This window comes from Bradyrhizobium sp. SZCCHNR1098, assembly GCF_032489375.1.
Taxonomy (GTDB): domain Bacteria; phylum Pseudomonadota; class Alphaproteobacteria; order Rhizobiales; family Xanthobacteraceae; genus Bradyrhizobium.
The window spans coordinates 172,095-198,348 of sequence record NZ_JAUEXY010000007.1; the positions used below are offsets into that span (position 1 = coordinate 172,095).

Consider the following 26,254-nt stretch of genomic DNA (forward strand, 5'->3'; position numbering starts at 1 on the left):
GCGCGTAGCGGCACGGGGGCTCAGGGTTAGCGTTTCCTTAACCGGGGCGCCGCATTCTCGGGCCATGGTCTCCCGCGCGCGCCTCAAATCCTTCCTGACCGGGCTAGCTCTCTACACGATGGCGGCCGCCATCATCGGCTATTTCGGCATCAACGCCTATACCGGCCGGTACGGCCTGACCGCGCGTCAGGAGCTCGACCAGGAGATCATTGCGCTCACCTCCGAGCTCGCCCGGTTGAAGCAGGAGCGGGCGGAGGGTGAGAAGCGCGTATTGCTGCTGCGCTCCGACCGGGTCGATCCCGACATGCTCGATGAACGCGCCCGTTTTCAGCTCGGCTATGCCAACCCGCGTGATCTGATCCGGATCAATCGACCGCAGTGACGCGTGTCCCTTCGCCGCGGTGCCTAAACTTTAGCAGGCCGTGGCATCAGGAATTTCAAAAACGCGCTCATCAGCATTCGTTTATTTCGCGATCGTTTGCAGTGCGGCAAAGCAAAATGAACCGCAATTCACGCAGTCCTTTTACGTGCCTTGGAGTTGAGCTAGAGAGAGCTACTTTTTCTCTCATCCGGAATTGCCATGGCCGCACCCAAGAAAACCGCCGCAAAGGAACAAGGGCAGGACAGAGACAACGGCCCGCCGCCGGAATTCACCAGAGAACAGGAATTGGCCGCGCTACGCGACATGCTGCTGATCCGTCGCTTTGAGGAGAAGGCGGGTCAGCTTTATGGCATGGGTGCGATCGGCGGTTTCTGTCACCTCTACATCGGGCAGGAGGCTGTGGTCGTCGGCATGCAGATGGCGCTGAAGCCGGGCGATCAGGTCATCACCGGCTATCGCGATCATGGCCACATGCTGGCGACCGGGATGGATGCCAAGGGCGTCATGGCCGAGCTCACCGGGCGCCGCGGCGGCTACTCCAAGGGCAAGGGCGGCTCCATGCACATGTTCAGCATGGAGAAGAATTTCTTCGGCGGCCACGGCATCGTCGGTGCGCAGGTGTCGCTCGGGACGGGCCTCGCGCTCGCCAACCGCTACCGCGGCAACGACTCGGTCAGCATTGCCTATTTCGGCGACGGCGCGGCCAATCAGGGACAGGTCTATGAGAGCTTCAACATGGCGGAGCTCTGGAAGCTGCCGGTGATCTACGTCATCGAGAACAACCGCTATGCGATGGGCACGGCCGTGTCGCGCGCCTCGGCGCAGACCGACTTCTCCAAGCGCGGCATCTCCTTCAACATCCCGGGCGAGCAGGTCGACGGCATGGACGTCCGCGCCGTGAAGGCTGCCGGTGAGAAGGCCGTCGCGTGGTGCCGCGAGGGCAAGGGCCCGTACATTCTGGAAATGCAGACCTATCGCTATCGCGGCCACTCGATGTCCGACCCGGCCAAGTATCGCACCCGCGAAGAAGTCGAGAAGGTGCGTCACGACCAGGATCCGATCGAGCAGGTGCGTAACCGCCTGCTGGCGGCCAAGGTCACGGAGCAGGATCTCAAGGCGATCGACGCCGACGTGCGCAAGATCGTCAACGAGGCCGCCGATTTCGCCCAGGCCGATCCCGAGCCGGATGTCGCCGAGCTCTACACCGACGTTTACCGTTAAGCGCAGACGCTGTTTTGTCCGGAGCTGATATGCCAATTCAAGTTTTGATGCCTGCGCTGTCGCCCACGATGGAGAAGGGCAATCTCTCCAAATGGCTGAAAAAGGAAGGCGAGGCGATCAAGTCGGGTGACGTGATCGCCGAGATCGAGACCGACAAGGCCACGATGGAGGTCGAGGCGACCGACGAGGGCACGCTCGGCAAGATCCTGATCCCCGAAGGCACCGCCGACGTCGCGGTCAATACGCCGATCGCGACCATCCTCGCGGACGGCGAGACCGCGGCCGATCTCGGCAAGGCCGCAGCACCTGCGGCCGAGACGAAGGCTGCACCATCGGCGCCGCCGTCCGAGCCCGCCGCAGCCGCGCCGGCCGCGCCCGCGCCGACCGGCGTGGCTGCGCCGCAGAGCGTTGCTCAGCCCGATCCCGAGGTGCCCGCGGGCACCGAGATGGTCACGCAGACCATCCGCGAGGCGCTGCGCGACGCGATGGCCGAGGAGATGCGTCGCGACGGCGACGTCTTCATCATGGGCGAGGAGGTCGCCGAATATCAGGGCGCCTACAAGGTCACCCAGGGCCTGCTGCAGGAGTTCGGCGCCCGCCGCGTGATGGACACGCCGATCACCGAGCACGGCTTCGCCGGCATCGGTGTCGGTGCCGCGATGGCCGGCCTGAAGCCGATCGTCGAGTTCATGACCTTCAACTTCGCCATGCAGGCGATCGACCAGATCATCAACTCCGCAGCCAAGACGCTCTACATGTCCGGCGGCCAGATGGGCTGCTCGATCGTGTTCCGCGGCCCGAACGGCGCGGCGGCGCGCGTTGCCGCCCAGCACAGCCAGGACTACTCGTCCTGGTACTCGCACGTGCCCGGTCTGAAGGTGGTCGCGCCGTATTCGGCGGCGGACGCCAAGGGCCTGCTGAAGGCCGCGATCCGTGATCCGAACCCGGTGATCTTCCTCGAGAACGAGGTGCTGTACGGTCATTCCGGCGAGGTGCCGAAGCTCGACGACTACGTGATTCCGATCGGCAAGGCGCGCATCGCGCGCGCCGGAAAGGACGTGACGATCATCGCGTGGTCGAACGGCATGACCTATGCGCTCAAGGCCGCCGACGAGCTCGCCAAGGAGGGCATCGAGGCCGAGGTGGTCGACCTGCGCACCCTGCGCCCGATGGACACGGAGACCATCGTCGCCTCGGTCAAGAAGACCGGCCGCGCCGTCACGGTGGAAGAGGGGTGGGCGCAGAGCGGCGTCGGTGCCGAGATTGCCGCGCGGATCATGGAGCACGCCTTCGACTATCTCGATGCGCCGGTCGTCCGCGTGTCCGGCAAGGATGTGCCGATGCCGTATGCGGCCAACCTCGAGAAGCTCGCGCTGCCGTCGGCGGCGGAGGTCGTGCAGGCCGCCAAATCCGTCTGCTACCGCTAAGGGAAAGCCCAGATGGCCGGACCCAAGGAGCAGCCATTGCCGCCGGACGTCATCGGCCGCGAGGACGCCACCGAAGTGTTGCGCGCCTTCGTGCTCGATGGCGGGCTCTCGATCGCCTTCCAGCGCGCCTTCGAGGAGCCCGACGTGTGGGGGCTGCTCCTGGTCGACGTCGCCCGCCATGCTGCGCGCGCCTATGCGCGCGAGAGCGATTATTCCGAAGACGAGGCGCTGCAGCGCATCGTCGAGATGTTCGAAGCCGAGCTGGCTCGGCCGACCGACACGGGCACCACCAGCCCCAGGTCGAAACAAGGTCACTGATCATGCCGATCAACATTCTCATGCCCGCGCTGTCGCCGACGATGGAGAAGGGCAACCTTGCTCGTTGGCTCAAGAAGGAAGGCGACCAGGTCAAGTCCGGCGAGGTCATCGCCGAGATCGAGACCGACAAGGCCACGATGGAAGTCGAGGCGGTCGACGAAGGCACCCTCGCCAAGATCCTGGTGCCGGAAGGCACGCAGGACGTTCCGGTCAACGACGTGATCGCGGTGCTCGCTGGCGAGGGCGAGGACGTCAAGGCGGCCGGCAGCGCGCCGGCGGCCGCAGCCCCCAAGCCAGAAGCAAAGCCCACTGCCGCCGCGGCTCCCGCAGCGGCAGCCGCTCCTGTCGCCACGCCTGCGCCGAAGCCGGCCGCAGCTCCTGCTGCTCCCGCGCCCGCCGCTGCGCCGCAGCTGAACGGCCACGCCCGCATCTTCTCCTCGCCGCTGGCACGGCGGCTCGCCAAGGATGCCGGCATCGATCTCGCCCGCATCACCGGCACCGGCCCGCATGGCCGCGTGGTCGCGCGTGACGTCGAGGAGGCGAAATCGGGCAAGGGCCTCAAGGCCGCGCCGTCAGCCGCAACCGCCGCGGCAGGCGCCCCCGCGCTCGCGCCCTCGATGTCGGACAAGCAGATCCTGGCGCTGTTCGAGCCGGGCTCCTACGAGGTCATCCCGCATGATGGCATGCGCCGCACCATCGCGCAGCGCCTGACCGCGTCGGTGCAGAACGTCCCGCACTTCTACCTGACGATCGACTGCGACATCGGCAAGCTCTTGGCCGCGCGCGAGGAGATCAATGCGGCGGCGCCGAAGGACAAGGAGAAGAAGCCGCTCTACAAGCTGTCGGTCAACGACTTCGTCATCAAGGCGATGGCGGTGGCGCTGCAGAAGATCCCGAACTGCAACGTCAGCTGGACCGAAGGCGGCATGGTCAAGCACAAGCATTCCGACGTCGGCGTCGCTGTGGCGATGCCGGGCGGCCTGATCACGCCGATCATCCGCAAGGCCGAGACCAAGACGCTATCGGCCATCTCCGGCGAGATGAAGGATTTTGCCGCGCGCGCCCGCTCGCGCAAGCTGAAGCCGGAGGAATATCAGGGCGGCACCACGGCGGTGTCGAACCTCGGCATGTACGGCATCAACCACTTCACCGCCGTGATCAATCCGCCGCATGCGACGATCCTCGCGGTCGGCACCTCCGAGGAACGCCCGGTGGTGCGCAACGGCAAGATCGAGATCGCGAGCATGATGAGCGTGACCCTGTCGTGCGACCATCGCGCCATCGACGGCGCGCTCGGCGCCGAGCTGATCGGCGCCTTCAAGCAGCTGATCGAGAATCCCGTGATGATGATGGTGTGATGTTGCTTTCCGGAGCGGGATGGCAAACGGGGCCAGCGCATGCGCATCAGAACGCGGTGGCCCTGGATCACGGCACTGGTGAGCGTCGCATTGTTCGCCAACCCGCTGGGGATCGACGTCATCCATTCTGCTTTCTTCTCCGGCGAGGCGCTGTCGCGCGGCATCTGGGCGCCAATCGTGCTCGCTGGATTCGCGATCTGCGCCGTGCTGATGCTGCTGGAGGCGATTGTTCGAGCCTTGATCTGGCGACGTTTCGTCGGCAGCACCACGACCATCTGATTTCCAACTGCTTCAGTTGAATGGGAGCCGTAATGGCCGACACATCCTTCGACGTCATCATCATCGGCTCCGGCCCGGGCGGCTACGTCGCCGCAATCCGCGCAGCCCAACTCGGGTTCAAGACCGCGATCATCGAGAAGTCCTACCTCGGTGGTATCTGCCTGAACTGGGGCTGCATCCCGACCAAGGCGCTCTTACGCTCGGCCGAGATCTATCACTACATGCAGCACGCCAAGGATTACGGCCTCTCTGCCGAGAAGATCTCCTACGATCCGAAGGCGGTGGTGCAGCGCTCGCGCGGCGTCTCCAAGCGGCTGAACGACGGCGTCGGCTTCCTGATGAAGAAGAACAAGGTCCAGGTGATCTGGGGGCGCGCCGCGATCGATGCGCCCGGCAAGATCACGGTGACCAAGTCGGATGTCGAGGCGCCCAAGGGCGCGCTCGGCGAGGGGACCTATCAGGCCAAGCATATCATCGTCGCGACAGGCGCGCGGCCGCGCGTGCTGCCGGGCCTCGAGCCGGACAAGAAGCTGATCTGGACCTATTTCGAGGCGATGGTGCCGGACAAGATGCCGAAGTCGCTGCTGGTCGTCGGCTCCGGCGCGATCGGCATCGAGTTCGCCTCGTTCTTCCGCACCATGGGCTCCGAGGTCACCGTGGTCGAGGTGCTGCCGCAGATTCTCCCCGTGGAGGACGCCGAGATCGCCGGCATCGCGCGCAAGCAGCTGGAGAAGCAGGGCCTCAAGATCATGACGGGGGCCAAGGTCACCAAGCTCGACAAGAAGAGCGACAGCGTGGTGGCGACGATCGACGACGGCAAGGGCAAGACCGAGTCGGTCGAGTTCGATCGCGTGATCTCGGCGGTCGGTGTGGTCGGCAACATCGAGAATCTCGGCCTGGAGAAGCTGGGCGTGAAGACCGATCGCGGCTGCATCGTGATCGACGGCTACGGCAAGACCAACGTGCCCGGCCTCTACGCGATCGGCGACGTCGCCGGCCCCCCGATGCTGGCGCACAAGGCCGAGCACGAGGGCGTGGTCTGCATCGAGGCGATCAAGGGCCTGCATCCGCACCCGATGGACAAGAACCTCATTCCCGGCTGCACCTATTGCCATCCGCAGGTTGCTTCCGTGGGTCTGACCGAGGCCAAGGCCAAGGAGCAGGGCCGCGACATCCGTGTCGGCCGCTTCCCCTTCGTCGGCAACGGCAAGGCGATCGCGCTCGGTGAGGACCAGGGCCTCGTCAAGGTGATCTTCGACAAGAAGACGGGACAGCTGATCGGCGCCCACATGGTCGGCGCCGAGGTCACCGAGCTGATCCAGGGCTATGTCGTGGCGATGAACCTCGAAACGACAGAGGAAGAGCTGATGCACACGGTGTTCCCGCATCCGACGCTGTCGGAGATGATGAAGGAAGCCGTGCTCGACGCCTACGGCCGCGTGCTGAACATGTAGTCTCGTTTCCCGTCGTCATGCGCGGGCTTGACCCGCGCATCCATCGCGCTTCTGGAACGTTCGCGAAGAGGATGGATTGCCGGGTCAAGCCCGGCAATGGCGGATGCAACCAGACGGGCCAACCTGAAAGTCCTGCCGTGAGATCCAACGACAATCTCACTATCGAACGCCCGACCTTCGTCACCCACCTCGAATGCGCGATGGAGGGCGATCATTATCCGGCGGACCAGGTCCACAACCTGTCCAAGGCCGGCAAGCCGCTCCTGGTGCGCTACGATCTCGCCGGCGTGAAGCAGGCGCTGACCAAGGACGCGCTCGCGCAGCGTCCGGCCGACATGTGGCGCTATCGCGAGCTGCTGCCGGTGCGCAAATGCCAGGACATCGTCAGCCTCGGCGAGGTGATGACGCCGCTGATCAATCTGCCCAAGCTGTCGAAGAAGCTCGGCGGCGGCGAGATCATCGTGAAGGATGAGGGCCGGCTGCCGACCGGCTCGTTCAAGGCGCGCGGCCTCGTGATGGCGGTGTCGATGGGCAAGGCGCTCGGCATCAAGCACATGGCGATGCCGACCAACGGCAATGCCGGTGCTGCGCTCGCGGCCTACGCGACCTCCTGCGGCATCAAGACCACGATCTTCTGTCCGGCCGATACGCCGGAGGTGAACGTCAGCGAGATCGAGCTGCAGGGCGCGACCGTCTACCGCGTCAACGGCCTGATCGACGATTGCGGCAAGATCGTCGGCGAGGGCAAGGCCAAGGTCGGCTGGTTCGATACCTCGACCCTGAAGGAGCCCTATCGCATCGAGGGCAAGAAGACGATGGGCCTGGAGCTCGCCGAGCAGCTCGGCTGGGACGTGCCCGACGTGATCTTCTATCCGACCGGCGGCGGTACCGGCCTGATCGGCATGTGGAAGGCGTTCGACGAATTGGAGAAGATCGGGTTCATCGGCTCGAAGCGCCCGCGCATGGTGGCGGTGCAGGCCTCCGGCTGCGCGCCGATGGTGCGCGCCTTCGAGCAGGGCGTCGAGCATGCGACGCGCTGGGAGGATGCCCACACCATCGCGTCCGGCATCCGTGTGCCCCAGGCGGTCGGTGATTTCCTTATCCTGCGCGCCGTCCGCGAGAGCAAAGGTTTCGCCATCGCGGTCGATGACGAGAAGATTTCATCTGCGCTCAGCGAAGTCGCGCGCGAGGAGGGGCTGCTGTTGTGCCCGGAAGGCGCGGCGACCTATGCCGCCTACAAGCAGAGCCTGGCCGACGGACGCGTGACGAAAAACGATCGCGTCATGCTGTTCAATTGCGCGACAGGACTTAAATATCCGCTGCCGCTGGTCACCCGGACGCTCGATCGTCACCAGCCGATCGACTTCGGGCAGTTCTAACTAACAAAACAGCACCGCGGCCTCGAGCACATGCTCCGGCGCAGACGCATTCGCGTCTGTGACCGGCGCGTGCGACACAAGGGAGGACGTGATGCGACGAGCTCTTTGCGCCGTGCTGTTTGCGTGCCTGGCTCTGGCGGTGCCAGCGCGCGCCGACACCTACCCCTCGCGCGCGATCACCGTGATCGTGCCGTTCGCCGCCGGCGGCCCATCGGATGCGATGATGCGCATCCTCGCCGAGCACATGAAACGGACGCTCGGCCAGCCCGTGCTGGTCGAGAACGTGACCGGCGCGGGCGGCTCGATCGGCGTGGGACGCGCGGTGCGCTCGAAGCCCGACGGCTACACCGTGAGCTTCGGCCATCTCGGCACCCACGTCGCGAACGGCGCCGTCTACCGGCTTGGCTATGACCTCGAGGCCGATCTCGAGCCGGTCGTGCTGCTGCCGAGCAATCCGATGATCATCGTCAGCAGGAACAACATCCCGGCCAAAACGCTGCCGGAGTTTCTCGCCTGGGTGACGTCGCAGCCGAACCCCGTATCGGCCGGCACGGCGGGCAACGGCTCCGGCAGCCACATCGCAGGCCTCTATTTCGAGCAGGTCACCGGCCTCAAGCTGCAATACGTGCCCTATCGCGGCACGGGGCCGGCGATGAACGATCTCGTCGCCGGCCAGATCGATCTGATCGTCGACCAGACCTCCAACGCCATCAACCAGGTCCGCGCCGGCACGATCCGCGCCTACGCCGTCACGGACGCCAAGCGCCTCGATTCCGCGCCCGAGATCCCGACCACCGATGAAGCCGGCCTGCCGGGCTTCCACATGACCCTGTGGTCGGGACTCTGGCTCCCGAAGGGCGTCAGCGAGGAGATCGTCGACACGCTCAACGCGGCCGCCGTGGCTGCGCTGGATGAGCCGGATGTGAAAAATCAGTTGAAAAACCTGGGGTTGCAGATGCCGGCGGCGGACCAGCGCAGCCCGGCCGCCCTTGGAACCCTTCAGCGCGCCGAGATCCATAAATGGTGGCCGATGATCCGAGCCTCCGGGGTGGTGCCCGAGTAGCCTTCGCCCTCCATGTTAACCGAGGATGGTTGCGCGTCGGCCACGAATGTTGCGACGTCGCCACAGTTTACGAAGTTTTGGTAACAATCTCCGGCGCTCCGCAAACGCGCCGCTTTTTAGCCACACCTGGTCGTGAAATACTTTGATCAGAACATAACCAGTGCGTGTGAGGCTGCCGAAAATCCATTTCTAGGATTTTAGCGTTCTCCTCAGCACCGGGAGGCCAGAACAGCGATGGACGCGAAGACCGACATCAAGCGCAGGCTGCCCAGCCGTCATGTGACGGAAGGGCCCGAGCGTGCGCCGCATCGGTCCTACCTCTACGCGATGGGCCTGACCACGGCCCAGATCCACCAGCCCTTCGTCGGCGTCGCCTCGTGCTGGAACGAGGCCGCGCCCTGCAACATCGCGCTGATGCGGCAGGCCCAGGCGGTCAAGAAGGGCGTGGCGCATGCGGGCGGCACGCCGCGCGAATTCTGCACCATCACCGTGACCGACGGCATCGCGATGGGCCATGACGGCATGCGCTCGTCGCTGCCGTCGCGCGAGGCGATCGCCGATTCCGTCGAGCTGACGATTCGCGGCCATTCCTACGATGCGCTGGTCGGGCTCGCCGGCTGCGACAAATCGCTGCCGGGCATGATGATGGCGATGGTCCGGCTCAACGTGCCTTCGATCTTCATCTATGGCGGCTCGATTCTGCCGGGCAATTTTCGCGGCCAGCAGGTCACGGTGCAGGACATGTTCGAGGCCGTCGGCAAGCATTCGGTGGGTGCGATGTCGGACGAGGACCTCGACGAGCTCGAGCGCGTCGCCTGTCCATCCGCCGGCGCCTGCGGTGCCCAGTTCACGGCCAATACGATGGCGACGGTCTCCGAGGCGATCGGGCTGGCGCTGCCTTATTCGGCCGGCGCCCCGGCGCCTTACGAAATCCGCGATTCGTTCTGCATGACGGCTGGCGAACAGGTCATGGAGCTGATCGCCGCCAATATCCGCCCGCGCGACATCGTCACGCGAAAATCCCTGGAGAATGCCGCTGCGGTTGTGGCGGCGTCCGGCGGGTCGACCAATGCTGCGCTGCATCTACCTGCGATTGCACACGAGGCGGGCATCAAGTTCGACTTATTCGACGTCGCCGAAATCTTCAAAAAGACACCTTATATCGCGGATTTGAAGCCGGGTGGCCGCTATGTCGCCAAAGACATGTTCGAGGCTGGTGGCATTCCGCTCTTGATGAAGACGTTGCTCGACCATGGCTATTTGAACGGCGACTGCCTCACAGTCACCGGCCGGACGATCGCCGAAAACCTCAAAGGCGTGAAGTGGAATCCGCACCAGGACGTGGTGAGGCCGGCCGACCAGCCGATCACTGCAACCGGGGGTGTCGTTGGTCTGAAAGGCAATCTCGCGCCGGAGGGCGCGATCGTGAAAGTCGCGGGCATGTCGAACTTGAAATTCTCTGGGCCGGCCCGCTGCTTTGATCGGGAAGAGGACGCCTTTGACGCCGTCCAGAAGCGCACCTATCGCGAAGGCGAGGTGATCGTCATTCGCTACGAGGGGCCGCGCGGCGGTCCGGGCATGCGGGAAATGCTGCAGACGACGGCGGCGCTGACCGGGCAGGGCATGGGCGGCAAGATCGCGCTCATCACCGATGGCCGGTTCTCGGGCGCGACCCGCGGCTTCTGCATCGGCCACATCGGACCAGAGGCGGCGGTCGGCGGAACGATCGCTCTGGTCGAGGATGGCGACATCATCGAGATCGACGCCGAGGCGGGTATCCTTAACGTGAAGTTGAGCGATGCCGAGCTGGCGACACGCAAGACCAAGTGGACGCCGCGTGAGACGCATCACACGTCAGGTGCACTTTGGAAATATGCCCAGCAGGTGGGGCCGGCCGTGGCGGGCGCCGTGACTCACCCAGGTGGTGCGCAAGAGAAGTATTGCTATGCGGACATCTGATCGGATCATTTTCGCATTGATGCTGGGGGTTGCCCCGCTCGCGTTGCCGACGTCATCGTTCGCGTTCGATGGCGCTCCGGTCAACCAGGAGCCGGCGATCCCCGTGGCTGGAGCTCAGGCCGGCGCCGGCGCGCTGCGCAAGGCGTTGCCTGCGACCACGTCCTCCACGTCGCCCACGCAGTCGCTGACGGCGCTGCAATACGCGGCGGAGGAAGGTCACCCGGTTGCGCAGTTCAAGCTCGGCCGCATGTATGCGGCTGGCGATGGCGTTGCGCGGGATGACATGCGCGCCTTCGACTATTTCAGCCGCATCGCCAATGCGCATGCGGAGGACAGTCCGTCGGCGCCGCAGGCGCAGATCGTCGCCAATGCCTTTGTCGCGCTTGGCCGCTATTACCTGAGCGGCATCCCCAACACGAAGGTGAAGGCCGATCCGGATCGCGCGCGGGAGATGTTCTCCTATGCGGCGTCCTACTTCGGCAATGCCGACGCCCAATACGACCTGGCGCGGATGTACCTGAAGACGGCGGATGCCTCGCGCGACGACTTCCGCTATGGCGCGCGCTGGCTTGGCCTCGCCGCGCAGAAGGGCCAGCATCAGGCCCAGGCGCTGCTCGGCCAGATGCTGTTCAACGGCGACCGGCTGCCGCGCCAGCCGGCGCGCGGCCTGATGTGGCTCACCTTGGCGCGCGACAGCGCCGGTGCGGACGAAGCCTGGATCAAGGAGAGCTACAACCGCGCCTTCGCCAAGGCCTCCGACGATGACCGCGCCTCGGCGCTGCAGATGCTCGAGAGCTGGGTGCAGGGCAAGCGCGAGTAGCAGGAGCGGAATGCGTCGCGTTCCCTCCAGCGATTCTATCTTGCCCGCGGCTACGCCGATGTCGGCGTGCCCGCCGGCAAGTTCGGCACCGCGGCCTCCTATCCAATGAGCAAGACGCTTGCCACCGCGCCGTGAGTCGCGGGCCACGGTGAGACATCAAGGCCACGGCAGCGGCTGCCCAAGGAGTGGGCGATGACGCGCCGATGTTTTGACCAGCGTCAGGTTCCAGAACCAAAATCGGCGATCTTTGGTACACGAACGACCCCGATGACGCCAAAACGCGCTTGGCACGATTCGTGAGTGCAATTCCTCTGCAACAGCAGAGGCGGCACGTTTGCGCAGCGTTCGGATCGGCCTGATCATTCCCCAGCGCGGCTCGGCAGGGTTGTGGGCGCCCTCCGCCGAAGCCTGCGGGCGGCTGGCCGTGACCGAGCTGAACCAGGCCGCCGGCATCCGCCGCCGACAGGTCGAGCTGATCGTGATCGACGCCGGCGCGACCGCCGCCAGCGCGGGCCGGGCTGCGGTCGAGGCGGTCGACGAGCTCGCCGTCGACGGCCTCGTCGGCATGCTGCCGAGCTACGCGCGCGATCCTGTCGCGCAAGCCGCGCGCGGCCGCGTGCCGTTCGTCTACACGCCCCAGTTCGAAGGCCTGTCGGCGAACAGCGACGTGATGACCACGGGCGAGACCGCCGGCGAGTTGCTGGGGCCGGCGGTGCAGTGGCTCTCCGAGGTCAAGCGCGCCCGGCGCTTCTTCCTCTGCGGCAACGACTACATCTGGCCGCGCTCGTCGCTGCAGATCGCCAAGCGGCTGATCGCGCGCTTCGGCGGCACGGTGACCGGCGAATGCTACGTGCCGGTCGGCATCCACGATTACGACGAGATGCTCGACCGCATCAAGACCACGCGCAGCGACGTGGTGCTGCCGGTCTTTCTCGGCTTCGACTGCATCGCCTTTAGCCGCGCCTTCTACGCCGCCGGGCTCAGCCGCCACGTTCTGCGCTTCTCCTCGGCCTTCGACGAGACCATCGTCTATGGACTCGACAGCAGCGAGACCGAGAACGTCTTCGTCGCCTCTAGCTACTTTGCCTCGCTGCGCTCGCGCAACAACGGCGCCTTCCTCGAGCGCTACTACACGGCGTTCGGCGACAATCCGCCGCCGCCCAACGGCTACGGCGAATCCTGCTACGAAGGGATTCATGCGCTCGCCGCGCTGATCGAGCGCGCCGAGAGCTTCGACGCCCGCAACCTCAGGCGCTTCTACGGACGCACGCTGCAGCGGCGCACGGCGCGCGGCAACGAGGCGCAGCCGGTGGTTGGCGGACGCCACCCGATCCATCTCGCCGAGCTGGACGGCTACGACTTCGCGGTCGTCGCGTCGCGTTAGCGCAGGGCGCTTCCTAAAAACACTTGCCTTTTCAAATATTGTCATTTTAAACTTATCGCGGATCATGAACCGGCATCATCAACCCATGGGGACCTTTATGACTCTCTCCCGACGTCGTTTCCTGCAACGCTCGGCCATCGCGACCTCGACATTGATCGCGGCTCCCGCCGTGCTGCGCTCGGGTGCGCTCGCGGCCGAGAACCCGATCACGGTCGGCAGCCTGCACGACCAGTCCGGTCCCATCGGCACCTCCGGCACGCCGATGGTCTATGCGCTGCAGCTTGCCGTTGAGGAGATCAATGCCGCGGGCGGCCTGCTCGGACGTCCCTTGAAGGTGATCCACTACGACACCCAGTCCAACATCCAGATGTACTCGCAATACGCCCAGCAGTTGGCGGTGAAGGACAAGGTCGACGTCGTTCACGGCGGCATCACCTCGGCCTCGCGCGAGGCGATCCGGCCGACCTTCGACCGCTTCAAGGTGCTGTATTTCTACAACACGCTGTACGAAGGCGGCGTCTGCGACCGCAACACCTTCTGCACCGGCACGACGCCGGCGCAGACCGTGGAGAAGCTTGTGCCGAGCGCGATGAAGAAGTCCGGCAAGAAGGCCTACATCATCGCGGCCGACTACAATTACGGTCAGATCACCGCGAAGTGGATGACCAAATACTGCAAGGACAATGGCGGCGAGATCCTCTCGACCGACTTCTTCCCGCTCGACGTCACCAATTTCGGCTCCACCATCTCGAAGATCCAGGCGGCCAAGCCCGACCTCATCCTGTCGGCGCTGGTCGGCGGCAACCACACGGCGTTCTACCGGCAGTGGACCGCGGCCGGCATGAAGGGGAAGATCCCGATCGCCTCGACCACCTTCGGCCTCGTCAACGAGCCCTCGACGCTCGATGCCGCCGAGAGCGACGCCATCATCGGCGCCTACGGCTATTTCGAGGAACTCACCACGCCGGCCTCCAAGAGCTTCGTCGAGAAGATCAAGAAGGCGCATCCGGATTCGCCTTATATCAGCGAGCTCGCCTCGTGCACCTATGAAGGGGTGATGCTCTGGGCCGAAGGCGTCAAGAAGGCCGGCAGCATCGACCGGATGAAGGTGATCGAGGCGCTCGAAAGCGGCCTCGTCTTCGATGGTCCCAGCGGCAAGGTCTCGCTGGACAAGCCGACGCATCACACGGTCCGCAATGCGTTCCTTGCCGAGGTGAAGGAACGCAAATGGTCGGTGCTGGAAACCTACACCGACGCCAAGCCGGCCGACACCGCTGGTGTCTGCGACCTCGTCAAGAACCCGAACGACGTCAAGCAGTACATCATCAATCTCTGACGCTTGCCGGGTCCCGCCATCCGGCGGGACCCGGTTTCATTGGACTGCCCTGAAAGACCTGACGCATGGCGATCTACGTCATCCTCGCGCTCGACGTCCTCAATGGAATCTCCTCGCTGTTCCTGCTGTGCCTGGGACTGGCGATCATCTTCGGCATGATGAAGATCATCAATCTCGCCCATGGCGAGTTCATCATGTTGGGGGCCTATGCGACGGTGATCTCCGCCAATGCCGGGGTGAACATCTGGATCGCGATGCTGATCATCGCGCCGTTGTTCGTCGGCATCGTCGGCCTCGTCATCGAGCGCTGCCTGATCCGCTTTCTCTATGGCCGCCTCGTCGATTCGATGCTCGCGACCTGGGGCCTCAGCCTCCTGATCATCGGGATCATCACGACGATCTACGGCAACACCCAGCAGGGCGTGCCGACGCCGCTCGGCGGCTTCTCGATCGGATCCTACCAGTCGAGCTACTACACGCTGTTCCTTGCGTTGATGGCGGCCGTCATGATGGCGATCATCTACGGCGTGATGCGCTACACCCGCTTCGGCCTGGTGGCCCGCGCGACGATGCAGAACCCGGCGATGGCGGCCACGCTCGGCGTCAATCCGGCCCGCGTCTACATGAGCACCTTCGCGCTCGGCGCGGCCGTGACGGGCCTCGCCGGCGGCCTGCTGGCGCCGGTGTCAGGCATCACCCCGGTGATGGGCGGTGCCTATGTCGCAAAAGCCTTCATGACCGTGGTCGGGGGCGGCGCGGCGATCCTCTCCGGCACGCTGTCCGCGGCAAGCCTGTTCGGCTCGGTCAACCAGATCGGCGCCTACTTCACCACGCCTGTCTATGGCGAGGTCATCGTCTTCACCACCGCGATCGTGCTGATCCGCTTGCTGCCGCAGGGCATCTCCGGGCGCTTCTTCAAGGGGAACCTGTGATGCCCAAGCACTCCCGTCTTGCGGGCCAGATGGGTGCGATCGTCCTTGCCATTGTGGCGATTGCGATCGTGCCGAGCGTGATCGAGCTGTTCGCCCTGATGCAGCTGACGCTGTTTGCCGCGATGTCGGTGCTGGCGCTGAGCCTCGCCTTCATCTGGGGCTATGGCGGCATCCTGTCGTTCGGGCAGACCGCCTTCTTCGGCCTCGGCGGCTACGCTTATGCGATCGCAGCCATCAACTTCCAGGATTCGACGCCGGCGATCCTGCTGGCGATCGCGGTGCCCGCGCTGTTCGCGGCGATCCTCGGCTATTTCATCTTCTTCGGCCGCATCTCCGACGTCTATCTCGGCGTCATCACGCTCACGGTCACCCTGATCCTGTTCAACTCGGTCAACTCGACCTCGGGCGATGCCTACAAGATCGGCAAGGCGCTGCTCGGCGGCTTCAACGGCATGCCGGCGGTGCCGACGTTCAATATGCCGTTCGATCCGTCGACCGTGCTGTCGCCGGAGCAGTCATGGTGGACCACGGCCTATGTGCTGCTCGGCGTGTTCCTGCTGCTGCGGCTGTTGCTGGCGCTGCCGGCCGGGCGCGTCATCGTCGCGGTGCGTGAGAACGAGGTGCGGGCCTCGCTGCTCGGCTATGACCCGCGGCTCGTGAAGTGCCTGACCTTCATCCTCGGCGGCGCGATCGCAGGTCTTGCCGGCGCGCTCTACGTCAACTGGGGCGCCTTTGTCAGCCCCACCATCTTCAGCCTGTCGCTGTCGGCCGAGATCATCATCTGGATCACCGTCGGCGGTCTCGGCACCTTGCTCGGTCCGATCATCGGCTGCGTCGTGATCGAATACATCGTCGCCTATATCGGCTCGCAGCAGCTCTTGAACTCCAACCTCGTGCTCGGCGGCGTGCTGGTGATCTTCGTGCTGCTGCTGCCGAAGGGCATGGTGCCGACCGCCCGCGATCTTGTGATGCGGCTGATGCCGGACAGGAAGAAGACCAACGGTCCCCCGATGCAGCCAGCGGCGGCGCCGCATCCCGCAGGAGCCGAATGACATGGCGGATCTGGTTCCTCTGCTCAAGGCCGAGCACCTGACGATGCGCTTCGGCGGCGTGGTCGCCAATGACGACATCACCTTCACGCTTCAGGAGATGGAGCTGCGCTGCCTGATCGGCCCGAACGGCGCCGGCAAGAGCACGTTCTTCAAGACGCTGACCGGACAACTGGTGCCGACGTCGGGCAGCATCGCATTCCGCGGCATGCCGATCGCGGGCAAGCTGTCGCACGAGATCGCGCGCATGGGCATCGGCATCAAGACCCAGGTGCCGAATGTGTTCAACGGCCTGTCGGTGCGCGAGAACATCTGGATGGCGGTACGCCGCAAGGCGACGCCGCGCCAGCAGGGACCCGCAGTCAACGCCGTGTTGGAGATGATCCGGCTGACGGACTACGCCGACAACATCGTCGCCACCCTGTCGCACGGCCAGCGGCAATGGGTCGAGATCGGCATGGTGCTCGCCGCCGAGCCTGAGCTGATCCTGCTCGACGAGCCCGCCGCCGGCATGACCGACGAGGAGACCTTCCACACGGCCGCGATCATCCGCGAGATCAACCAGACCCGAGCCATCGTGGTGGTCGAGCACGACATGGAGTTCATCAAGCAGATCGCCAAGCGCGTGACCGTGTTCCACCAGGGCCGCGTGCTGGTCGAGGACACCGTCGACAAGGTGCTCGCCGACCAGCGCGTGCGCGACGTCTATCTCGGCAAGAAGGTGGCCGCATGAGCGCGCTCCTCGAGGTCAAGGGACTCAAATCCGGCTATGGCCGGATTCCGATCCTGTTCGGCATCGACATGATGGTGGCCGATGGCGAGTATCTCGGCATCCTCGGCCACAACGGCATGGGCAAGACCACCGCGCTGCGCACGCTGATGGGGCATCTGCCGACCACCGACGGCTCGGTGGTGTTTGCAGGCAAGACCATCACGCATCTGAAGCCGCATGAGCGCTCGCGGCTCGGCATCGGCCTCGTGCCGCAGGGGCGCGAGATCTTCCCGGAGCTCAGCGTCTACGAAAATCTGCGCATGGGCCTCGCATCCGCGCCCAAGGAAGATCGCGGCGTCATCGATGCCGTGCTGCAGGATTTCCCGCGGCTGGTCCGGCTGCTCGATCGTCGCGGCGGCGCGCTGTCCGGCGGTGAGCAGCAACTGCTGGCGCTGGCGCGCTGCCTCTGCACCAAGCCGAAGCTGATCCTGCTCGACGAACCGACTGAAGGCATCCAGCCATCGATCATCGAGGAGATCATCGAGACCCTGCTGGCGCTGAAGATGCGCTGGAAGATGTCTTTGATCGTGGTCGAGCAGAACCTCGAATTCATCACGTCGTTGTCGGATCGCATCCTGCACATCCAGAAGGGACGTATCACCGAGGAACTCGACCGTGAGACTCTGCTGGCCCGGGAAGGTCAGATGGTCCCGAGCTAGAATCTACCGGCGCGCTGCGCCGGCCCATTGAACTGACAATTTGCTGTCTCTGCCCAGCTTGTCCTCACAAGAAAGGATGACTCATGTCCATCAAACGCCCGAATGCCGAGGAAGTCGCCGATCTCGCCGCCAGCCTGCACATGAACATGACGGTCGAGGAGGCCGCCGAATATCTGTCGCTGATGGGCGGCATGTTCGATCAGTACGACATCATCGATGAGCTGCCGAACCCGCTGCCGCCGGTGAAATATCCGCGTACGCCGGGCGCCAAGCCGCCGGCGAAGGAGAACAAGTACAACGCCTGGGCGATCAAGACCGAGGTCAAGGGCGCATCGGGCGGCAAGCTCGCAGGCCGCACCGTTGTGCTCAAGGACAACGTCGCGCTCGCCGGCGTTCCCATGATGAACGGCTCGACCACGCTCGAAGGTTTCATTCCCGCCGCCGACGCCACCATCGTCACCCGCATCCTCGATGCCGGCGGCACCATCGTCGGCAAGGCCGTGTGCGAGCATTTCTGCCTGTCCGGCGGCAGCCACACCTCCGATCCTGCGCCGGTGCATAATCCTGCGAAGATGGGCTATTCGGCCGGCGGCTCGTCCTCGGGTAGCGCCGCGCTGGTGGCGGCCGGCGAGGTCGACATGTCCATCGGCGGCGACCAGGGCGGCTCGATCCGCATCCCCGCGTCCTATTGCGGCATCTACGGCATGAAGGCGACCCACGGTCTCGTGCCCTACACCGGCGTGATGCCGATCGAGTCGACGATCGACCACACCGGACCGATGACCAAGTCGGTTGCCGACAATGCGCTGCTGCTCGAAGTGCTGGCCGGCGCCGACGGGCTCGATCCCAGGCAATATGCGCCGAAGGTCTCCGCCTACACCGAGGCGCTCGGCAAGGGCGTCAAGGGCCTCAAGATCGGCGTGCTCAAGGAGGGCTTCAGCGCGCCGAACATGGAAGAGGGCGTCGTCAGCAAGGTCAAGGCCGGCGCCGAGCGCTTCGCCAAGCTGGGCGCATCCGTGTCGGAGGTCTCGATCCCCGAGCACATGCATGCGCTGGCGGCGTGGAATCCGATCACGCTCGAAGGCTTCCTGGTGCAGATGATGCTCGGCAACGGCATGGGCTTCAACTGGAAGGGCCTGTATGACGTTGGCCTGCTCGATGCGCATTCCGGCTGGCGCACCCGCGCCGACGATCTGTCGGTGACGTTGAAGCTGACCATGCTGGTCGGGCAGTGGGGTCTCGAGCACTACCGCGGCCGCTACTACGCCAAGTCGCGCAACATCGCGATTCAGGCCAAGGCGGCCTATGACGCCATGTTCGGTTCCTATGATCTCCTGCTGATGCCGACCTTGCCCTGCGTTGCGACGCCGATCCCGGCCAAGGATGCGCCGCTCGCCGAGGTCGTGCAGCGCGCCTTCGAGATGACCGCGACGACCAGCCCGTTCGACGTGACAGGCCATCCGGCGATGACCTTGCCGTGCGGCTTGTCGGACGGCCTGCCGGTCGGCCTGATGCTGATCGGCAAGGACTATGGCGAGTCCACGATCTACCAGGCGGCGAGCGCGTTCGAGGCCGACGGCGACTGGAAGACGTTCTGATGATCACCATCACCGCGGTCATCAGGGCCAAGGCGGGACACGAGGCCACGATGCGCGATGCCCTCGTTGCGGTCGCGGCCCATGTCGCGGCCAACGAGCCGGAGACGATCGGGTTCTTCATCTCGCAGAGCGAGACCGAGCCCGGTCTGTTCACGACCTACGAGCGCTTCGCCGACAAGGCCGCGATGGACCGCCACAACGGCTCCGCCGCGGTGGCGACCTTCTTCGGCATCGCCAAGCCGATTATCGATGGCGAGGTCATTCTCGTGACCTCGCAGGAGGTCTCGGCGACGCTGCGGTAGCGCGGAGGTACTTCAGCAAACCAATCGTCCTTCGAGACGCCCGCCTTGCGGCGGGCTCCTCAGGACGAGGGCGGTAGGTGTGGCGGGAGGAAACTCGCAGCGAAGCTAACGCACCGCGAAACTCTCAATCCTCATGGTGAGGAGCCCGCCACTTGGCGGGCGTCTCGAACCATGAGGCCCCAATGCCGAGAACTGACGAATAAGGAGGGCCTACGCCGATGCTGCGTCTTCACGGCATCCTAGGACGCGCCGAAGACAAGGCCTATGCCGGCCGGCTGCACGCGCTGGAGCATCGCGGCGGCATCGAGCTGTTGTTCGTGCCACCGGCCGATGCCGGCCGCAAGCGCTTCCGGCTGACCACCGATCGCGGCACCGACTGTGCCGTCAGCCTCGATCGTGACGAACAGCTTGTCGACGGCGCGCTGCTGCATCTCGATTCCGATCGCGCGATCATCGCCCGCTTCGGTGAGGAGCAGGTCTGGCGCCTGCGCGCGCGCGATCCGGCCTGTGCGCTGAAGCTCGGCTGGCACGCCGGCAACCTGCACTGGCGCGTCCGCTTCGAAGACGATCATCTGATCGTGCTGCTCGATGCCCCGCTCGACACCTATCGCGCCCGCATACAGCCGCTGCTCGATGCCGGCGAGGTCGCGGAGCGCGATCATGTTTGACCGCGGCGAGGCGCTCGCGCTGCTGCAGCTCGGCGACAGCGCTTTTCCTGCCGGCGGCTTTGCATTCTCCTGGGGCATCGAAGGCCTCGCCGCCGACGGCCTGTTGTCCGATCGCCATGATCTCGACCGTGTCATCGCCGATCATCTGCAACAGCGCTGGGCCACCATGGATCGTCTCCTGCTGCGCCGCGCCTGGCGCGCCTGCGACACCGCCGCCATCGCCACCGTCGATCGCCTTGCCGAGGCCACCACGCCGTCGGCCGAGATGCGCGACGGCTCGCGGCGCGCGGGCAGGGCGCTGCTCGGCGTCTGGGTCAAGCTCGCCGGTCCCTTGTCCGTGTCCTATCGCGCGTGCGTCTCGGCGGATGCCCGGCTCGGCCATCTCGCCGTCGTGCAAGCCATTGCCGGCCGTGATGCTGGCCTCGGCCTCGATGCGGCGGAGCTCGTTTCCGGCTGGACCCTCATCACGGGCCTCGTCAGTGCCGCCGTGCGGCTCGGCCTGATCGGCCACATCGACTCCCAGCGCAGCCTCGCGCGCGCCCGCGCGCTGCTCTCCGACCTGCTGGCCGATACGCCCGACGACGACCTCATGCCGTCGAGCTTTACGCCCTTCATAGACATCGCCGTGTCGCGCGGTCCGCTGCGGCACGTGCGCATGTTCACGACCTGAGAGGTTGCGCCATGATGAACCTGTCGCCGACCGAGATGGATCGTCTCGTGATCTTCAACGCCGCGCAGATGGCGCGGCGCAACCGCTCGCTCGGCATCAGGCTCAGCCATCCCGAGGCCGTGGCCTACATCACCGACGAGGTGATGACCGCCGCGCGCCGCAATCTGCCCTACGCGGAGATCCGCGACATGGCGGGACGGCTGCTCACCACCGACGACGTCGAACCCGGCGTCGCGCAGATGATCCCGATGCTCTATGTCGAGCTGATGTTCGCCGAGGGCACCAAGGTGATGGCGCTGTTCGAGCCGATCCAGCCGGCCGACGGCACCGCGGGTGACGAGTTCGTGCCCGGCGAAATCATTGCGGGCGGCGACGACATCGCGATGTTCACTGCGCTGCCGGCGGTCACGCTCGACGTCGTCAACACCGGCGACCGCGACATCCAGGTGCGCAGCCACACCCATTTCTTCGAGGTCAATCGCGCGCTGTTGTTCGACCGCGCCGCCGCCTGGGGCATGAAGATCGATCGTCCGGCGGGACTCGGCGTCCGCTTCGAGCCGGGTGTCACCAAGTCCGTGCGACTGGTGCCGATCACCGGCGACCGGATCGTGCGCGGCCAGGCCGGCCTCGTCAACGGCCCGCTCGATGCAGCCGGCGCGCGCGAAGCCGCGTTGAAGCTCGCGCAGTCGCGCGGCTACCTGGGAGCCTGAGATCATGGCCACACTGACCCGCCGCGCCTATGCCGAGCTCTACGGCCCGACCAAGGGCGATCTGATCCGGCTCGCTGACACCAGCCTGCTCGCCGAGATCGAGCACGACTACACGACCTACGGTCATGAGCTTTTGGTCGGCGCCGGCAAGAATTTGCGCGACGGCGAGGCCATCGCCGGCCATCGCACCTGTCAGCACAAGGTGCTCGACGTCGTCATCAAGAACGCCACCATCATCGATGCCGTCGCCGGCATCGTGAAGGCCGACATCGGCATTCGCGACGGCCGCATCGTCGGCATCGGCAAGGCCGGCAACCCCGACGTGATGCCGGACGTGCATCCCGACATGGTGGTGGGACACACCACCGCGCCGATCGCCGGCGGCCCGTTCATCGTCACGGCGGGCTCGATCGAATCCCACGCGCATCTGATCTCGCCGGAACAATCCGATCATGCCCTCGCCGGCGGCACCACGACCCTGGTTGGCAACGGCTCGGGGCCGGTGTTCGACGTCGGCAGCGGCTCGGGGCCGAACTTCGGCCATTTCCTCAAATCGATCGAGTTCTCGCCGCTGAACTACGCGCTGTTCGGCCGCGGCGGCTCCAACCCCGAAGCGGTCGAGGAGGCGGTCGCGGCCGGCGGCATGTCGGTCAAGATCCACGAGGATTTCGGCGCCGCGCCCGACGTGATCGACAAGAGCCTGATCGCCGCCGACCGCAACGATTTCGCCGTGCATCTGCATACCGACTCGATCAACGAATACGGCTTCTGCGAGGACACGATGGCCGCGGTCGATGGCCGCACCATCCACATGTACCACGTCGAGGGCGCCGGCGGCGGCCATGCGCCCGACCTGCTCAAGGTCGTGTCGTGGCCCAACGTGATCCCGTCCTCGACCAACCCGACCAATCCCTACACCTCCTATGGCATGGAGGAGGGCGTGCCGATGACGATGATCTGTCATCAGCTCAACTACAATGCGCCCGAGGACGTCATGTTCGGCGAGGCGCGGGTGCGGGCGCAGTCGATGGCGGCGGAGGATTTCCTCCACGACATGGGCGCGATCTCGATCTTCGGTACGGACACGCAAGGCATGGGCCGGCTGGCCGAGAACGTCGCCAAATGCTGGCAGCTCGCCAGCGTGATGAAGGACCGCATCGGCCGCCTGCCGGAGGAGGCGACCGCACGCGCCGACAATGAGCGCATCAAGCGCTACGTCGCCAAGCTCACGATCAACCCGGCGATCGCCGTTGGCATCGATCACGTCGTGGGCTCGATCGAGGTCGGCAAGATGGCCGATCTCGTGCTGTGGCCACGCGCCTCGTTCGGCCTCAAGCCCTATATGGTGATCAAGAACGGCTTCCCGGTGTGGGCCGCGATGGGCGACGGCAACGGCAGCCTCGGGCTGTCGGAGCCGATGATCCAGAAGCGGATGTGGGGCGCGCTCGGCGCGGCGCCACAGCGGCTCGGCGTGAACTTCATGTCAAAGCTCGCGGTCGAGGCTGACATTCGCCGCAAGCTCGGGCTGGGACGTGAGACCGTGCAGATCAAGAACGTCCGCCGTTTGCGCAAGACCGACATGATCAGAAACGCGGCGATGCCGCATGTCGAGGTCGATCCGCAGACTTTCGAGGTGCGCGCCGACGGCAAGCTGCTGATGTGCCCGCCGGCCACCACGGTGCCGCTCGCAAGGAGGTTCATGCTGCGATGAGCCGGCTCGTTCTCACCCGCGTCGATCAGCCCATGACCGCGGCGCGCGTCGGCGTCGGCGGCCCCGTCGGCTCCGGCAAGACGGCGCTGGTCGAACGCCTGATCCCGGCGCTGCAGGCGCGCGGCATCGACATCGCAATCATCACCAACGATCTCGTCACGTCAGAGGATGCCGAGCGCGTCCGCCGCTCCGGCCTGATCGATCCTGAAAGAGTCTCGGCGGTCGAGGCCGGCGCCTGCCCGCACACCGTGATCCGCGAGGACCCGACGCTCAACATCGAGGCCGCCGACGAATTGGAGCGGCGCTTTCCCGGCGTCGAGCTGATCCTGCTGGAGAGCGGCGGCGACAACCTCGCCTCGACCTTTTCGCGCGACCTCACCGATTTCTGGATGTTCGTGATCGACGTGGCCGGCGGCGACGACATCCCGCGCAAGCGCGGTCCCGGCGTGATCCGCGCCGATCTGCTCGTCATCAACAAGGTCGATCTCGCCCCGCATGTCGGCGTCGATCTCGCCCGCATGCAGCGCGAGGCAACGGAAGTCCGCGGCGGCCGGCCGGTGCTGCTGACCAACTGCCGGCGCGGCGAGGGCGTTGAAGCGATCGTCGACCTGCTCGAGCGCGAGGTGCTGTTCCGCACGTGACCGATGGCGTCCCCATAGAGCAGCCGCGGCTTGACCTGAGCTTCGTCCGGCGCGGCGGCCGCACCGTGATCGACCGCCGGCTGTTCGCCTGGCCGTTCGTGCTGACGCGCAGCTTCCACACCGATGCAGAGCGGCCTGATCTCCTCAGCGTGATCCTGCAGACCGGCAGTGGCGCGGTGCATGGCGAGGACCGGCTGACGCAACGGTTCACGCTTGGCCCGGGTGCGGCGGCCTGCTTGACGACGCAGGGCGCAACGTCAGTGCATCGCGCCGAGCCGGGCGCGCGGGCGGTGGAGCAGGTGCTGCTGCGCGTCGCGGCCGGCGCGTCGCTCGACTACCGACCCGAGCCGCGCATCCTGTTTCCCGGGGCGGCCTTGTGCCAAGTGCTCGACCTGGACTGCGCCGCCGATGCATCGGCGCTCGTGACCGACGCCTTCACGATGCATGACCCGGACGGGCAGGGGCGCTTGTTCCGCGAGCTCGACTCCACGCTCGTCGTGCGCCGGACGGGCGAGGAGCCGCTCCTGATCGACCGCATGCAGCTGCGCGATCCCGATATCGCCGTCTTCAAGGGCCATCGCGCGTTCGGCTCGGCCGTGCTGATGCTGCCCCCGACGCACGATCTCACCGCGCTCCGCCAGCGTCTCGCCGATGCGCTGTCCTGCATCGGCGCCCTCTACGCTGCGGCGAGCCTGCTGCCGGATAGCGCCGGTCTCGGCGTGCGCCTCGCCGGCCGCGAGATGCGTCAGCTGCGCACCGGATTCGACGCGATCGCCGCGATCTATCGCGAGGCGGCGGCTCAGGCCCCGAGCGCGCTGGCGACGGCTCGGCCGACCGCCGCGTGAACCGCGTTGCGCTTGTCGTCGCTGGCCTTGGTCTCCGTGAGATAGCTCGTCACGATCACCGGCGCGCGTCCCGTCGGCCAGATCACCGCAACGTCGTTGCTGCTGCCGCGCTCACCCGCGCCGGTCTTGTCGCCGATGCGCCATTCGCCGGGCAGGCCGGCGCGCAGCTTGGCACCACCGGTCTTGCAGCCGATCAGCCAGCCGTTCAGGACGTCACGCGATGCGGTTGACAGGGCATTGCCGGTCGTCAGCTTCGCCAAGGTCTGCGCCATCGCCGCCGGCGTCGTGGTGTCCCTGGGATCGCCCGGCACGCTTTCATTGAGCTCGGGCTTCACCAGCAGGGGCACGAGCGCGAGCGGAAACAATTGCCGCCGTGAGTAACGCATCACAGGAACCGTCCTCGAGTCTACGCCGTCTCGAGATCGAAATCGGCCCACACCGGCACGTGGTCGGACGGCTTCTCCCAGGCGCGGACATAGCTGTCGATGCCGACCTCGACCAGCCGGTCGCTGGCCTGCGGCGACAGCAGCAGATGATCGATTCGGATCCCCATGTTCTTCTGCCAGGCGCCCGCCTGATAGTCCCAGAACGTGTATTGCCCGGGCGCATCGGTCACCGCGCGCAGCGCGTCCGTCAGCCCCAGGCCGAGCAGCGACTGGAAGCTCTCGCGCGTCTCGGGCCGGAACAGCGCGTCCTCGACCCAGGCCTCCGGATTGGAGACGTCGGCCGCCGTGGGGATGACGTTGAAGTCGCCTGCGAGGATCAGCGGCTCCTCGGTCTTCAGCCGTTCACGCGCATAGTCACGAAGCCGCGACATCCATTTGAGCTTGTAGGGATATTTTTCTGTGTTCGGCGGATTGCCGTTGGGCAGATAGAGGCAGGCGATGCGGACGACGCCGTGCTTCAGGCTGACCACGCCTTCCAGGAAGCGCGCATGCACATCCTCGGCATCTCCATCGAGCCCGGACTTGGTCTCGTCGAACGGCAGCTTCGACAGCAGCGCAACGCCGTTGAAGGTCTTCTGGCCGTGGGTGACGACGTTGTAGCCGAGCGCCTCGATCTCCAGCCTGGGGAATGCGTCATCGGTGCACTTGATCTCCTGCAGGCAGACGATATCCGGCGCGCACTCCTTCAGCCAGGTGAGGAGGTGATCGATCCGCTGCCGGACCGAATTGACGTTCCAGGTGGCGATGCGCATGGCCTGAGGTTCCCGGGGGAAGGAGAAACGGCCTCGGTTAGATCAAGCCGCGACCACCCCGGTCAAGGCGAATGGCGTGGAATCACAGGCTGAACGAGCGCCGCTAGCTGACGACGCGC

Annotated in this window: 26 protein-coding genes and 1 pseudogene; 25 read left to right on the forward strand and 2 right to left on the reverse strand. The window is 65.6% G+C overall.

The genetic code is table 11. The features are described from left to right. Window positions 1-64: 64 nt before the first annotated feature. The 25 genes from QX135_RS16975 to QX135_RS17095 all read left to right on the forward strand — a co-directional run bounded on the left by QX135_RS16975 (window position 65) and on the right by QX135_RS17095 (window position 24,937). Window positions 65-382, forward strand: a complete 318-nt coding sequence (locus QX135_RS16975; RefSeq protein WP_315738186.1) for a septum formation initiator family protein — start codon at window positions 65-67, stop codon at window positions 380-382. Between the two features lie 198 nt (window positions 383-580). Next, entirely contained in the window at window positions 581-1,603 is a 1,023-nt protein-coding gene (gene pdhA / locus QX135_RS16980; protein WP_315756686.1) for a pyruvate dehydrogenase (acetyl-transferring) E1 component subunit alpha, read from the forward strand. A gap of 29 nt (window positions 1,604-1,632) precedes the next feature. Continuing rightward, a complete protein-coding gene (locus QX135_RS16985; RefSeq protein ID WP_316177911.1) occupies window positions 1,633-3,030 on the forward strand; it encodes a pyruvate dehydrogenase complex E1 component subunit beta in 1,398 nt (465 codons plus the stop codon). 12 nt (window positions 3,031-3,042) lie between these two features. Continuing rightward, entirely contained in the window at window positions 3,043-3,348 is a 306-nt protein-coding gene (locus tag QX135_RS16990) for a DUF5076 domain-containing protein (RefSeq protein ID WP_015666657.1), read from the forward strand. Between the two features lie 2 nt (window positions 3,349-3,350). Next, a complete protein-coding gene (locus tag QX135_RS16995; RefSeq protein WP_316177913.1) occupies window positions 3,351-4,706 on the forward strand; it encodes a pyruvate dehydrogenase complex dihydrolipoamide acetyltransferase in 1,356 nt (451 codons plus the stop codon). Window positions 4,707-4,745: 39 nt separating this feature from the next. Next, window positions 4,746-4,985 (forward strand): hypothetical protein, encoded by a 240-nt coding sequence (locus QX135_RS17000; protein ID WP_315780143.1) that lies wholly within the window; start codon window positions 4,746-4,748, stop codon window positions 4,983-4,985. Between the two features lie 32 nt (window positions 4,986-5,017). Next, window positions 5,018-6,439: a dihydrolipoyl dehydrogenase gene (gene lpdA / locus QX135_RS17005; protein ID WP_315738180.1), complete on the forward strand. Its 1,422-nt coding sequence runs from the start codon at window positions 5,018-5,020 to the stop codon at window positions 6,437-6,439. 137 nt (window positions 6,440-6,576) lie between these two features. Continuing rightward, on the forward strand, window positions 6,577-7,818 hold the full coding sequence (locus QX135_RS17010; protein WP_316177916.1) for a threonine synthase: 1,242 nt from the start codon (window positions 6,577-6,579) through the stop codon (window positions 7,816-7,818). A gap of 91 nt (window positions 7,819-7,909) precedes the next feature. Beyond that, window positions 7,910-8,881 carry a tripartite tricarboxylate transporter substrate binding protein BugD gene (locus QX135_RS17015; RefSeq protein WP_316177918.1) on the forward strand — a complete coding sequence of 324 codons (972 nt, stop codon included), beginning with the start codon at window positions 7,910-7,912 and terminating at the stop codon, window positions 8,879-8,881. Window positions 8,882-9,115: 234 nt separating this feature from the next. Next, on the forward strand, window positions 9,116-10,840 hold the full coding sequence (ilvD, locus tag QX135_RS17020) for a dihydroxy-acid dehydratase (RefSeq protein ID WP_315774988.1): 1,725 nt from the start codon (window positions 9,116-9,118) through the stop codon (window positions 10,838-10,840). Between the two features lie 103 nt (window positions 10,841-10,943). Next, window positions 10,944-11,660: a tetratricopeptide repeat protein gene (locus QX135_RS17025; protein ID WP_409997702.1), complete on the forward strand. Its 717-nt coding sequence runs from the start codon at window positions 10,944-10,946 to the stop codon at window positions 11,658-11,660. Between the two features lie 334 nt (window positions 11,661-11,994). Next, window positions 11,995-13,044, forward strand: coding sequence for a substrate-binding domain-containing protein (locus tag QX135_RS17030; RefSeq protein WP_316177920.1), 1,050 nt, complete (start codon window positions 11,995-11,997; stop codon window positions 13,042-13,044). A 97-nt stretch (window positions 13,045-13,141) separates the two neighbouring features. Beyond that, window positions 13,142-14,380, forward strand: coding sequence for an ABC transporter substrate-binding protein (locus tag QX135_RS17035; RefSeq protein ID WP_315738173.1), 1,239 nt, complete (start codon window positions 13,142-13,144; stop codon window positions 14,378-14,380). Window positions 14,381-14,445: 65 nt separating this feature from the next. Then, window positions 14,446-15,312, forward strand: a complete 867-nt coding sequence (locus QX135_RS17040) for an ABC transporter permease subunit (RefSeq protein ID WP_315711674.1) — start codon at window positions 14,446-14,448, stop codon at window positions 15,310-15,312. Beyond that, complete coding sequence (locus QX135_RS17045; protein WP_315780134.1) at window positions 15,312-16,364, forward strand: branched-chain amino acid ABC transporter permease; 1,053 nt, start codon at window positions 15,312-15,314, stop codon at window positions 16,362-16,364. The genes QX135_RS17040 and QX135_RS17045 overlap by 1 nt, the downstream gene beginning before the upstream one ends. Before the next feature lies 1 nt (window position 16,365). Next, on the forward strand, window positions 16,366-17,094 hold the full coding sequence (locus tag QX135_RS17050; RefSeq protein ID WP_315774979.1) for an ATP-binding cassette domain-containing protein: 729 nt from the start codon (window positions 16,366-16,368) through the stop codon (window positions 17,092-17,094). Further along, window positions 17,091-17,792, forward strand: a complete 702-nt coding sequence (locus QX135_RS17055; RefSeq protein WP_316177922.1) for an ABC transporter ATP-binding protein — start codon at window positions 17,091-17,093, stop codon at window positions 17,790-17,792. Before QX135_RS17050 ends, QX135_RS17055 begins: the two co-directional genes overlap by 4 nt. 83 nt (window positions 17,793-17,875) lie before the next feature. After that, on the forward strand, window positions 17,876-19,390 hold the full coding sequence (locus tag QX135_RS17060) for an amidase (RefSeq protein ID WP_316177924.1): 1,515 nt from the start codon (window positions 17,876-17,878) through the stop codon (window positions 19,388-19,390). Further along, window positions 19,390-19,692 carry a putative quinol monooxygenase gene (locus QX135_RS17065; RefSeq protein WP_316177926.1) on the forward strand — a complete coding sequence of 101 codons (303 nt, stop codon included), beginning with the start codon at window positions 19,390-19,392 and terminating at the stop codon, window positions 19,690-19,692. The genes QX135_RS17060 and QX135_RS17065 overlap by 1 nt, the downstream gene beginning before the upstream one ends. Before the next feature lie 218 nt (window positions 19,693-19,910). Next, the gene (ureE, locus tag QX135_RS17070; protein WP_316177928.1) at window positions 19,911-20,360 is read left to right on the forward strand and encodes an urease accessory protein UreE; all 450 of its coding nucleotides are present in this window, start codon (window positions 19,911-19,913) and stop codon (window positions 20,358-20,360) included. Continuing rightward, window positions 20,353-21,030 (forward strand): urease accessory protein UreF, encoded by a 678-nt coding sequence (locus QX135_RS17075; protein WP_316177930.1) that lies wholly within the window; start codon window positions 20,353-20,355, stop codon window positions 21,028-21,030. Before ureE ends, QX135_RS17075 begins: the two co-directional genes overlap by 8 nt. A gap of 11 nt (window positions 21,031-21,041) precedes the next feature. Continuing rightward, window positions 21,042-21,740: an urease subunit beta gene (gene ureB / locus QX135_RS17080; protein WP_316177932.1), complete on the forward strand. Its 699-nt coding sequence runs from the start codon at window positions 21,042-21,044 to the stop codon at window positions 21,738-21,740. Window positions 21,741-21,744: 4 nt separating this feature from the next. Then, window positions 21,745-23,451 (forward strand): urease subunit alpha, encoded by a 1,707-nt coding sequence (gene ureC, locus QX135_RS17085; protein ID WP_316177934.1) that lies wholly within the window; start codon window positions 21,745-21,747, stop codon window positions 23,449-23,451. Further along, window positions 23,448-24,092 (forward strand): urease accessory protein UreG, encoded by a 645-nt coding sequence (gene ureG / locus QX135_RS17090; protein WP_316177936.1) that lies wholly within the window; start codon window positions 23,448-23,450, stop codon window positions 24,090-24,092. Before ureC ends, ureG begins: the two co-directional genes overlap by 4 nt. After that, window positions 24,089-24,937 carry an urease accessory protein UreD gene (locus tag QX135_RS17095; protein WP_316177937.1) on the forward strand — a complete coding sequence of 283 codons (849 nt, stop codon included), beginning with the start codon at window positions 24,089-24,091 and terminating at the stop codon, window positions 24,935-24,937. Before ureG ends, QX135_RS17095 begins: the two co-directional genes overlap by 4 nt. Here the strand turns inward: QX135_RS17095 and QX135_RS17100 are convergent. Together QX135_RS17100 and xth are read right to left on the reverse strand one after the other, a co-directional pair. Continuing rightward, window positions 24,892-25,272, reverse strand: a pseudogene (locus QX135_RS17100) (serine hydrolase); the annotation flags it as partial. The gene QX135_RS17095 and the pseudogene QX135_RS17100 overlap by 46 nt on opposite strands. Window positions 25,273-25,343: 71 nt before the next feature. Further along, window positions 25,344-26,135, reverse strand: a complete 792-nt coding sequence (xth, locus tag QX135_RS17105) for an exodeoxyribonuclease III (RefSeq protein WP_316177939.1) — start codon at window positions 26,133-26,135, stop codon at window positions 25,344-25,346. Window positions 26,136-26,254: the final 119 nt, after the last annotated feature.